6 protein-coding genes are annotated in these 12,126 nt (G+C 56.1%); 3 read left to right on the top strand and 3 right to left on the bottom strand.

What is annotated here, in order from left to right; translation table 11 throughout:
- Window positions 1-122: 122 nt before the first annotated feature.
- Window positions 123-1,625, top strand: a complete 1,503-nt coding sequence (locus tag AX755_RS21915; protein WP_062857454.1) for a helicase HerA-like C-terminal domain-containing protein — start codon at window positions 123-125, stop codon at window positions 1,623-1,625.
- On the opposite strand, the gene AX755_RS21910 is transcribed toward AX755_RS21915, so the two are convergent.
- Window positions 1,605-2,546 (bottom strand): TIGR01212 family radical SAM protein, encoded by a 942-nt coding sequence (locus AX755_RS21910; protein WP_095908469.1) that lies wholly within the window; start codon window positions 2,544-2,546, stop codon window positions 1,605-1,607. The genes AX755_RS21915 and AX755_RS21910 overlap by 21 nt on opposite strands.
- A gap of 681 nt (window positions 2,547-3,227) precedes the next feature.
- Between AX755_RS21910 and gltB the strand changes: the two genes are divergently transcribed.
- The gene (gene gltB, locus AX755_RS21900; protein ID WP_013098958.1) at window positions 3,228-7,688 is read left to right on the top strand and encodes a glutamate synthase large subunit; all 4,461 of its coding nucleotides are present in this window, start codon (window positions 3,228-3,230) and stop codon (window positions 7,686-7,688) included.
- 9 nt (window positions 7,689-7,697) lie between these two features.
- A complete protein-coding gene (gene gltD / locus AX755_RS21895; protein WP_062857453.1) occupies window positions 7,698-9,116 on the top strand; it encodes a glutamate synthase subunit GltD in 1,419 nt (472 codons plus the stop codon).
- Between the two features lie 30 nt (window positions 9,117-9,146).
- Here gltD and AX755_RS21890 read toward each other — a convergent pair whose 3' ends face one another.
- Window positions 9,147-9,698: a hypothetical protein gene (locus AX755_RS21890; RefSeq protein WP_062857452.1), complete on the bottom strand. Its 552-nt coding sequence runs from the start codon at window positions 9,696-9,698 to the stop codon at window positions 9,147-9,149.
- The gene (locus AX755_RS21885; RefSeq protein ID WP_020687367.1) at window positions 9,695-12,121 is read right to left on the bottom strand and encodes a fimbrial biogenesis outer membrane usher protein; all 2,427 of its coding nucleotides are present in this window, start codon (window positions 12,119-12,121) and stop codon (window positions 9,695-9,697) included. The genes AX755_RS21890 and AX755_RS21885 overlap by 4 nt, the downstream gene beginning before the upstream one ends.
- Window positions 12,122-12,126: the final 5 nt, after the last annotated feature.

Raw genomic sequence — 12,126 nt, 5'->3', positions numbered from 1 at the left:
TGTGAACCGTATGCAAAAGCATAGTCCGCGCTGGGTAATACGCCGCAAAGTAAGGAATTTTTAACGCCATTTTGCCGTCAGGTTGCCTATACTCCACCCAGGACTAAGAGAGGATGAGTATCATGAGTACACCATTGTTAATTGCCAGGACGCTGGAGAAAGAGCTGTTTTTACTGCCTGCGATGGCGAACCGTCACGGCCTGATCACCGGCGCCACCGGGACGGGGAAAACCGTTACCCTGCAGAAGCTGGCCGAATCGCTCTCTGAGATTGGCGTGCCGGTCTTTATGGCCGATGTAAAAGGCGATTTAACCGGTGTGGCTCAGGAGGGGGCACCCTCAGAAAAACTCCTTGAGCGTCTGAAAAATATCGGCGTCAATGACTGGACGCCGCACAACAACCCGGTAGTTGTCTGGGATATCTTTGGTGAGAAAGGTCATCCGGTACGTGCCACCGTCTCCGATCTTGGTCCGCTGCTGCTGGCCCGTCTTCTGAATCTCAACGATGTCCAGTCCGGGGTGTTGAACATCATCTTCCGTATTGCCGACGCTCAGGGGCTGCTACTGCTCGATTTCAAAGATCTGCGCGCCATTACCCAATACATCGGCGATAACGCTAAATCCTTCCAGAACCAGTACGGCAACATCAGCAGTGCCTCCGTGGGGGCCATTCAGCGCGGGTTACTGACGCTGGAGCAACAGGGTGCAGAGCATTTCTTCGGCGAGCCGATGCTCGATATCAAAGACTGGATGCGCACTGACAGCAACGGCAAAGGCATCATCAACATTCTGAGCTCAGAGAAGCTCTATCAGATGCCGAAACTCTACGCCGCCAGCCTGCTGTGGATGCTCTCTGAACTTTACGAACAGCTGCCGGAGGCGGGCGACCTTGAGAAGCCGAAGCTGGTGTTCTTCTTCGACGAAGCGCACCTGCTGTTCAACGATGCGCCGCAGGTGCTGCTGGACAAGATCGAGCAGGTTATCCGGCTGATCCGCTCCAAAGGCGTCGGCGTGTGGTTTGTTTCGCAAAACCCGTCGGATATCCCCGATAACGTGCTGGGGCAGCTCGGTAATCGCGTCCAGCACGCCCTGCGCGCCTTTACGCCAAAAGATCAGAAAGCCGTCAAAGCTGCCGCACAAACCATGCGCGCGAACCCGGCCTTTGATACCGAAGCGGCGATTCAGGCGCTGGGTACCGGTGAGGCGCTGATCTCCTTCCTGGATGCCAAAGGCAGCCCGTCCATTGTGGAACGCGCCATGGTGATTGCCCCTTGCTCGCGAATGGGGCCGGTAACGGACGATGAGCGCAACGGCCTGATTAACCACTCCCCGGTTTACGGGAAATACGAAGATGAAGTGGATCGCGAATCTGCCTTCGAGATGCTGCAAAAAGGGGTACAGGCCACCACCGACTCGCAGGACGCCCCACCCGCCAGGGGGCAGTCAGTCGCGGTGGATGATGGCATTCTGGGTGGGCTGAAAGACATTTTGTTTGGCAGTACCGGGCCGCGCGGCGGCAAGCGCGATGGCGTTGTACAGACGATGGCGAAAAGCGCCGCGCGGCAGGTCACGAATCAGATAGTGCGCGGCATGCTGGGGAGTCTGTTAGGCGGTCGCCGCCGGTAGCGGAGCGACCCACGGCCGTCCCAGCGCCGAGCCCTGCACACCGTGCTCATGCAGATAGCGGTCAATCTCCACCATCCCCGTCCAGCGGTTCTCACACCATAGCGGTGCCAGAAGCGTTGGACGGCGGGCGCTGGCGGAGATACGGTGATAGACAATCTCGGGCGGCGTATGACGGATCATCTCCCCTGCCGTTACCGTATACTCGTCGAGTGCGATGCCGTTTAACCGCCCGGCTTGCCAGGCTTTGGCCATAATGCTGCCCTGCACAATATGCAGCGGGTGCAGCTTGATCCCGTCCACGCCTGTCTCAACGACTTTTTCCAGCGTCTCCAGGCCATGCTGCTGCCCTTCTCCCGGCAGGCCGACAATCAGATGCGTGCAGACTTTCAGGCCACGTTCGCGGGCCAGGCGGGTGGTGCGCTGATAGCAGGCAAAATCATGGCCGCGATTAATACGGTGCAGGGTTTTGTCATGCGCGCTTTGCAGGCCTAGTTCCAGCCAGATCTCATAGCCCTGCTCTTTATACTCGCTGAGTAAATCCAGCACCGCGTCGGGCACGCAGTCCGGACGCGTACCGACACACAGCCCGACAATGTTCGCCTGAGCGACCGCCTGTTGATACATCGAACGCAGCACCTGCACTTCCGCCCATGTGCTGGTGTAGGCCTGGAAATAGGCCAGATACTGCTTTGCCCGGTTCACAAGACGGGCCTGATGCGCGAGCTGTTCCGCGATAGATTTATGCTGCTGCGCCTCGTCCGCAAAGGAGGCCACGTTACAGAAGGTGCAGCCGCCGCGCCCGAGCGTACCATCGCGATTCGGGCAGCTAAAACCGCCATGCAGCGTCAGCTTGTGAACCTTTTGCCCGTAGCGCTGCAAAAGATCCCCACCAAACATATTGACTAATTTCTGTAACTGCATAATCTGATAGACCGTCCCGAAGAAAGGGGACAAGCCTGCCATTTTTAGCCACCATCGGCGATGACCTGGATCAATCGCCCTGGCTGGCCTTTATCTATTTGAATAACTACTCAAGATTACTGCAATTTCATTCACGCCAAATGTGATTACTTTTCCTTATGTTCTGATTGTTTTTTTTATTTATAACGCCAGCACTGAAAAACAGTGACTTTATGCGGGTTTAAACCGCACAGCAGTTTATTATCCTGTAAAAAAACCGGCATTCAGCACGCTGCATCAATAATACCGCTTTCATATAGTGAGTCAGATCACACTCCGCTGCGACTTCGCAGGGCGCTTAGTGGTTGTAAAAATAGTTAAATATCTTTTAAATACAATGCATTATCTTCTCTATAGCACATTTTTGTATAAATAAGATTGCCATTTGACCTGTGTACCAATTCCCGATAAGTTGGAAATCCGCTGGAAGCTTTCTGGATGAGCGGCCTGCTCATCATATTTATGCAGTAATTGAGATTCCCTCTGAAGCAAGTCCTCAAACTTGTTTACCTGCGCGAAAGGATGAAAAGAGGGCGAATGCGAGGTCCGCGTATGAAACGCAAACCCCGTCGCCATGCTCTTTCTGTGCCTGTGCGCCACGGTTCAGTGGGAAGCCCGACGAGCCTGGGGAGGTTCACTGATATGTTGTACGATAAATCCCTTGAGAAGGATAACTGTGGTTTCGGCCTGATCGCCCACATAGAAGGCGAACCTAGCCACAAGGTAGTGCGTACTGCTATTCACGCACTGGCCCGTATGCAGCACCGTGGTGCCATCCTTGCCGATGGTAAAACCGGCGACGGTTGCGGCCTGCTGCTGCAAAAACCGGATCGTTTCTTCCGTATCGTGGCGGAAGAGCGCGGCTGGCGTTTAGCCAAAAACTACGCTGTCGGTATGCTGTTCCTGAATCAGGATCCTGAAAAAGCTGCCGCCTCACGCCGCATCGTTGAAGAAGAACTTCAGCGTGAAACCCTTTCTATTGTCGGCTGGCGCGATGTGCCAACCAACGAAGGGGTGCTCGGTGAAATCGCCCTCTCCTCGCTGCCTCGTATTGAACAGATTTTTGTTAATGCGCCTGCGGGCTGGCGTCCACGTGATATGGAACGCCGTCTGTTTATTGCCCGCCGCCGCATTGAAAAACGTCTCCAGGACGACAAAGAGTTCTATGTCTGTAGCCTCTCGAACCTGGTGAACATCTATAAAGGTCTGTGTATGCCGGCTGACCTGCCGCGCTTCTACCTGGACCTGGCGGACCTGCGTCTGGAATCGGCCATTTGCCTGTTCCACCAGCGCTTCTCCACCAACACCGTTCCACGCTGGCCGCTGGCACAGCCGTTCCGCTATCTGGCGCACAACGGCGAGATCAACACCATCACCGGTAACCGCCAGTGGGCGCGCGCCCGTACCTATAAGTTCCAGACCCCACTGATCCCGGACCTGCATGATGCTGCGCCGTTCGTTAACGAAACCGGCTCTGACTCCAGTTCCATGGATAACATGCTGGAGCTGCTGCTGGCAGGCGGCATGGATATCGTGCGTGCCATGCGTCTGCTCGTGCCACCGGCCTGGCAGAACAACCCGGATATGGATCCGGAGCTGCGCGCATTCTTTGACTTTAACTCCATGCACATGGAGCCATGGGATGGCCCGGCGGGCATCGTGATGTCCGACGGTCGTTTTGCCGCCTGTAACCTGGACCGTAACGGTCTGCGTCCGGCGCGCTACGTCATCACCAAAGACAAGCTCATCACCTGCGCCTCAGAAGTCGGTATCTGGGATTACCAGCCTGACGAAGTGGTTGAGAAAGGCCGTGTTGGGCCGGGCGAGCTGATGGTTATCGATACCCGCGGTGGGCGTATTCTGCACTCCGCTGAAACAGACAACGATCTGAAGAGCCGCCATCCCTATAAAGAGTGGATGGAGAAAAACGTGCGCCGTCTGGTGCCGTTCGAAGATCTGCCGGACGAAGAAGTGGGCAGCCGCGAGCTGGACGACGATACGCTGGCAAGCTTCCAGAAGCAGTTTAACTACAGTGCGGAAGAGCTGGATTCCGTCATCCGCGTGCTTGGTGAAAACGGTCAGGAGGCTGTCGGCTCCATGGGTGACGATACCCCGTTTGCCGTGCTCTCCAGCCAGCCGCGTGTAATTTATGACTACTTCCGTCAACAGTTTGCACAGGTGACCAACCCGCCAATCGACCCGCTGCGTGAAGCCCACGTCATGTCATTGGCGACAAGCATTGGTCGCGAGATGAACGTCTTCTGCGAGGCAGAAGGCCAGGCTCACCGCCTGACCTTTAAATCTCCGATCCTGCTTTACTCCGATTTCAAACAGCTCACCACGCTGAAAGAGGATCACTACCGTGCAGACACGCTCGATATTACCTTCGACGTGACCGAAGCGACCCTCGAAGAGACGGTGAACGCGCTGTGTGACAAAGCGGAACAGATGGTGCGTAACGGCACCGTTCTGCTGGTGCTGTCTGACCGTAACATTGCGAAGAACCGCCTGCCGGTGCCTGCGCCAATGGCGGTGGGGGCTATCCAGACGCGTCTGGTCGATAAGAGCCTGCGCTGCGACGCCAACATCATTGTTGAAACCGCAAGCGCACGCGATCCGCACCACTTTGCCGTGCTGTTAGGCTTTGGTGCGACGGCGATCTATCCATACCTGGCCTACGAAACGCTGGCTCGTCTGGTGGACACCCGCGCGATCGACAAAGATTACCGTACCGTGATGCTGAACTACCGTAACGGCATCAACAAAGGTCTCTACAAAATCATGTCCAAAATGGGCATCTCGACCATCGCCTCTTACCGCTGCTCGAAGCTGTTTGAAGCGGTTGGCCTGCATAACGACGTGGCAAACCTCTGCTTCCAGGGCGTGGTCAGCCGCATCGGTGGAGCCGGTTTTGCCGACTTCCAGCAGGATCTGGTGAACCTGTCTAAGCGCGCCTGGCTGGCACGTAAGCCGCTGGAGCAAGGTGGTCTGCTGAAGTACGTTCACGGTGGTGAGTATCACGCCTACAACCCGGACGTGGTGCGCACGCTGCAGCAGGCCGTCCAGAGCGGCGAGTACAGCGATTATCAGCAGTATGCTGAGCTGGTGAACAACCGCCCGGCAGCCACGCTGCGCGATCTGCTGGCGCTGAACCCAGGTGATGAAGCGGTCAGCATCGACGACGTAGAGCCTGCGTCTGAGCTGTTCAAACGCTTTGACACCGCTGCGATGTCCATCGGCGCATTAAGCCCGGAAGCCCACGAGGCGCTGGCCGAAGCGATGAACAGCATCGGCGGTAACTCTAACTCCGGTGAAGGCGGTGAAGATCCTGCCCGCTACGGCACCAATAAAGTGTCCCGTATCAAGCAGGTGGCATCTGGTCGCTTTGGCGTAACGCCAGCGTACCTGGTCAACGCCGACGTCATTCAGATTAAAGTCGCTCAGGGGGCAAAACCGGGCGAAGGCGGTCAGTTACCGGGTGATAAAGTCACCCCGTACATCGCTAAACTGCGTTACTCGGTACCGGGCGTGACGCTGATCTCCCCGCCGCCGCACCACGATATCTACTCTATCGAGGATCTGGCGCAGCTGATTTTCGACCTGAAACAGGTCAACCCGAAAGCGATGATCTCCGTGAAGCTGGTTTCCGAACCGGGCGTCGGCACCATCGCGACCGGTGTGGCGAAAGCCTATGCGGATCTCATCACCATCGCCGGTTATGACGGTGGTACTGGTGCAAGCCCGCTCTCTTCCGTGAAATACGCGGGTTGTCCGTGGGAGCTGGGCCTGGTGGAAACCCAACAGGCGCTGGTGGCAAACGGTCTGCGTCATAAGATCCGTCTGCAGGTGGACGGCGGCCTGAAAACCGGCCTCGACATCATCAAAGCGGCGATTCTGGGTGCGGAAAGCTTCGGCTTTGGTACCGGCCCGATGGTTGCGCTGGGCTGTAAATACCTGCGTATTTGCCACCTGAACAACTGTGCGACCGGCGTTGCAACCCAGGACGAGAAGCTGCGTAAGAACCACTATCACGGCCTGCCGTTCAAAGTGACGAACTACTTTGACTTCATCGCCCGTGAAACCCGCGAGCTGATGGCGCAGCTGGGTGTAAAACGTCTGGTGGATCTGATTGGCCGTACGGACCTGCTGAAAGAGCTGGACGGTTTCACTGCCAAACAGCAGAAACTGGATCTGGGCAAGCTGCTGGAAACGGCCGAGCCGCATCCGGGTAAAGCGGTCTACTGCACCGAGAACAACCCGCCGTTCGACAATGGCGTGCTGAACGCGCAGCTGCTGCAGCAGGCGAAGCCATATGTGGATGAGAAGCAGAGTAAAACGTTCTGGTTTGATATCCGCAACACCGACCGCTCTGTGGGCGCGTCGCTCTCTGGTTACATCGCGCAGACGCACGGCGATCAGGGGCTGGCAGCGGATCCGATCACCGCGCACTTCAGCGGTACGGCGGGTCAGAGCTTCGGCGTGTGGAATGCCGGCGGCGTTGAGTTGTACCTGACTGGCGATGCCAACGACTACGTCGGTAAAGGCATGGCGGGTGGTCTGCTGGCGGTGCGTCCTCCGGTGGGCTCTGCCTTCCGCAGTCACGAAGCCAGCATCATCGGTAACACCTGTCTTTACGGCGCGACCGGTGGCCGTCTGTTTGCCGCGGGCCGTGCGGGTGAGCGTTTTGCGGTGCGTAACTCCGGTGCTATCACCGTGGTGGAAGGCATTGGCGATAACGGCTGTGAATACATGACGGGCGGGATTGTTTGCGTGCTGGGTAAAACCGGCGTGAACTTTGGCGCAGGTATGACGGGCGGTTTTGCATACGTCCTGGATGAAGATGGTGAGTTCCGCAAACGCGTGAACCCGGAGCTGGTGGAAGTGCTGGACGTTGATACGCTGGCGATCCACGAAGAACACCTGCGCGGTTTGATTACCGAACACGTGCAGCATACCGGTTCTTCGCGCGGCGAAGAGATCCTGGCGAACTGGCCAGCGTTCTCTGCGAAATTCGCGCTGGTTAAACCGAAGTCCAGCGATGTTAAAGCCCTGTTGGGTCACCGTAGTCGTAGCGCAGCAGAGCTGCGTGTGCAGGCGCAGTAAGGAATTCAGATGAGCCAGAACGTATACCAGTTTATCGACCTGCAGCGTGTTGATCCGCCAAAGAAACCGCTGAAGATCCGTAAAATTGAATTTGTAGAAATCTATGAGCCGTTTTCAGAAGGCCAGGCCAAAGCACAGGCAGACCGCTGCCTGTCCTGCGGTAACCCTTACTGTGAGTGGAAATGTCCGGTCCATAACTACATCCCTAACTGGCTGAAGCTGGCCAACGAAGGGCGTATTTTTGAAGCCGCCGAGCTTTCTCACCAGACCAACACCCTGCCAGAAGTGTGCGGCCGCGTGTGTCCGCAGGACCGTCTGTGTGAAGGCTCCTGTACGCTGAACGACGAGTTTGGCGCGGTGACCATCGGTAACATTGAGCGCTACATCAACGATAAAGCGTTTGAGATGGGCTGGCGCCCGGATATGACCGGCGTGAAGCAAACCGATAAGCGCGTGGCGATCATCGGCGCGGGTCCGGCGGGCCTGGCCTGTGCGGATGTCCTGACCCGTAACGGCGTGAAGGCGGTGGTCTTTGACCGTCATCCGGAGATCGGCGGCCTGCTGACCTTCGGTATCCCGGCCTTCAAGCTGGAGAAAGAGGTTATGACCCGTCGCCGTGAAATCTTCACCGGCATGGGCATCGAGTTCAAACTGAATGTAGAAGTGGGCCGCGACGTGCAGCTCGACGACCTGCTGAAGGATTACGACGCCGTATTCCTGGGCGTGGGCACCTATCAGTCCATGCGTGGCGGGCTCGAGAACGAAGACGCGCCAGGGGTGTACGACGCGCTGCCGTTCCTGATTGCCAACACCAAGCAGATCATGGGATATGGCGAAACGGCTGACGAGCCTTACGTCAGCATGGAAGGCAAACGCGTGGTGGTGCTGGGCGGTGGTGACACCGCGATGGACTGCGTGCGTACCTCCATTCGTCAGAACGCGGCGCACGTAATCTGTGCTTACCGTCGTGACGAAGAGAACATGCCGGGCTCAAAACGCGAAGTGAAAAACGCGCGTGAAGAGGGCGTGGAGTTCCAGTTCAACATCCAGCCTCTGGGTATTGAAGTGAATGCCAACGGTAAAGTGAGCGGCGTGAAGATGGCGCGCACCGAGATGGGTACCCCGGATGCCAAAGGCCGTCGTCGCGCGGAGATCGTGGCTGGTTCTGAGCACGTGATCCCGGCTGACGCGGTCGTCATGGCGTTCGGTTTCCGTCCTCACAGCATGGAGTGGCTGGCGAAGCACAGCGTTGAGCTGGATTCGCAGGGTCGTATTATCGCGCCAGAAGGCAGCGACAATGCGTTCCAGACCAGCAACCCGAAAATCTTCGCCGGTGGTGATATCGTTCGTGGTTCTGACCTGGTGGTGACGGCAATTGCCGAAGGCCGTAAGGCGGCAGACGGTATACTGAACTATCTGGAAGTGTAAAAAATGGCCCGGCGATTGCCGGGCCAACTTTTATTTTTTAAGCAGTTGCCAGGTTAAATCGGTCTCCAGCGCGGTTTGATCCGCAATATGGTTAAACGCGCTGTCATTGAGCACCGGGAAAATGGTGACGGTAAAGTTCATCTGCTGGCCGCTGGGTACCCTGCCGTTTTCAACCGCCACGACAGCCTCGTTATTGCGGATATAGAGCGATGACCCATTATCAGTATCCGGCGTAAAATTCACCTGATCCGTTGTTTTCCCTACGTTGTAGCTTTTACCATCCAGCGTCAGGTTGCTGACCTTTATCGCCACACCACCGTTCTGACCAAACTGAAAACGCCCTTTCTGACCAGAAGCCCCCTGTAACAGCGTCGCCATCTGTTGTTTTTCCGGGCAATAGACGCTGACATTTATGTCTTTTTCCGGCATTTTGTTCCAGCTCTGCTGGCTGGTGACAATGCTGTCACGCCGCATCTGGTGATAATCCACAACCGGCTGAGAGAGCGTTAGCTGACAATCGTCAGCATAAGAAAGGCACGGTAAAGCAAGCAGCAATAGCGCAGCCAGACGTTGAATGTTCATCGACATACTCCGTTAACTTCTTCGTAAAACGCGTCTTCGTCGTGCTTTTCAGGAAGCGTAAAATCAAGTTTGCACAGACGGTTATTGTCATCATCAACGGCATAAAGCGCGCTAATCTGATCGGCATCGTTCAGGAAGACATGTCCGTCATCAACCACCGTCACCACGTAGTTATTTTTATCATCCACCACCGACAGACCTTTCGTCAGCGGCTTCCCGTCGGCCTGCTTAATACGTAACATCACGCGGCGGCTGTTCAATACTTTGAAGCTCACTTCGCTTACCGAGCCATGTGCAGCAGCAATATATTTGGTCCCGTTCGCCAGGGTCATGCTCTGCGGTAGCTTGTTCGCATCCACTTCGATACGTGAGTTACGCCATTCAGTCAGGCCGGGAATGACAGCCTGGCCCCAGCGGTCGGTCCAGACGGTGCCCTGCGGCGTGGTGATCTCAACGCCCGCTTTCGGTTCGCTAAGTCTGGCGATGGCAAACGTGTCCTTGATGGAATACGGTGAGAAGGTCACACCGTCTTTGTGCATCGCAATGCCGCCAGACAGGGTCGCATTGTAGTTACGCTGATGATCGCCGCTGGTACCGCCCCCGACGCTAAGCTGGGTGTAGTGAAGATTAGTGTTGATGTTGCCGTTGAAGCTGTTTTCCTGTGATTCGTCATCACGATCGGCAGAAATATAGTAGTTGGTGTTCTCCCCCAGCGACCCGCTGTTCGCCAGACCATAGCTGGTGCTGTCGCCCTGCTTACGCATATACGAACTCAGGCTCTGCGAACCGCCTAACGGAATGCTGAGGTTGATATAGAGCAGATCGTCGTCCTGGTCGTCATCCGTGCTGCCCACTGCGCTTTGCCAGTTCACGTTGATTGAAGCGTATTTGAAGGTTTTTCCCCACGACAGAAGCAAGTAGCGGGAATCTTCGCCGTCTCCTGCGGCCTGGTTGTAGCTCAGGCCCGCGCTAAATGCCCCGGCCAATTCTGTGGACCAACGTACGTTGGCCGAATAACTGTTGTCATAGCCCTGATAATCATCATCCATGGCATCTGCGAGTTCACGATAATCACCGCTGTAATGCGCCACGCTGGCAGACAGGCCGACATTCTCAGTCAACGAGTAATCGCTCTGGAGTTCGTTTTTGATACCGTTATCACTGTCGCCAAATTGCGCGTTGCTGGCGGCCATACTGGTAGAGACGTTCCAGCCATCGGTAACCATAAATTCTGTGCGCGCCCCCGCGGCCTGGTAATCTTCAGCTACCACGCCGGAGGCAAGCAGGTTCATCCAGGGGAAAATTCGCCAGCCATCGGATACGTTGAAGACCAGCGGATCGCTGTAGTCACTGTCTATACCACGCACCTGGCCTGCCGAAACGGTCAGGCCGTTTGGTTTTGAAAGATTTCGGGCTTTTACGGATGCGGCGGGAACAATATAGCGGTTGGTCGAACCGTCGGACTCCACAACGGTGACGTCAAGATCGACGTTGTTACGGACCATCGGGACGTCATCCAGCGTGAACGGGCCCGCCGGTACTAACGTGTTGAAAATGAGTCTTCCGTTTTGGCGCACTTCAACGCGCGCCTGCGAGGTTCGGGCAATACCGGATACGCTCACCCCCGAACTGTCTTTCTGCAGACCACTGGTCGGCATTAACTGCACACCGGTAATCGGGACTCCGCTTAACACATCTGACATGGCGTTAATTTCCCCCACCTGCATGGTCAGGCGTTGAGGAACAAACACATGCTCTGCGTAGGTATAAATACTCTCTGCGTTTCGGTTGCCGTCGTCATCCGTCAGGATATAGCGGCTGCGTAGCGACCAGTCCATCGCGTTGAAGCCCGCCTCCAGGCTTGCCTGTGAGTAACGGTTACTGCTGCTGTCACTTCCGCTGTATTCGTTTTTGGTGCTGAAGAGCGAGTAGTTAAGCATGCCCGCCGTGCCGCCATGCTGGAAATTTTTGACATCAGCGCTCAGGCTGTTAAGTGCTTCCGCTGGCAGATAAAGCTCGACCGCTTCCTGGTTTGGCAAGGGATTGATCACCGCCTGAGCGTAATCGCTACGCAGATCATGGCAGGTCTCATTCGCCTTTATGGGCACCGGCATGAGACCTGCAAATTCCAGGAAGTCGTTATCAACGCACATCGTTCCGTCTTCACTGAAGCGTACGGCTGCTGTTCCGCGATCGTTACCGTTCACTTTGACAGAAACGGAATGCGTCCCCGGTAAAAAGCGCGGTGCTTGTGCAAAATAGCGGTTTAGATCGGCCCCAAGACCACGTGATTTCAGGATATCAGTATCAAACGTCACCTCCCTCGCGTGGAGGGAGGGAGCATCAAGCAACATCAGAGGTATTGCGCTATAAATCACAGCGCGCACAAAAAGTGCAAGTTGGCTTTTTTTACGCACCGCCATAATCC

It is taken from the genome of Enterobacter sp. SENG-6 (assembly GCF_001605945.1).
Classification (GTDB): domain Bacteria; phylum Pseudomonadota; class Gammaproteobacteria; order Enterobacterales; family Enterobacteriaceae; genus Enterobacter; species Enterobacter cloacae.
The sequence above is the reverse complement of the archived record's forward strand: the minus strand, read 5'-3'. Positions and strand labels throughout refer to the sequence as shown.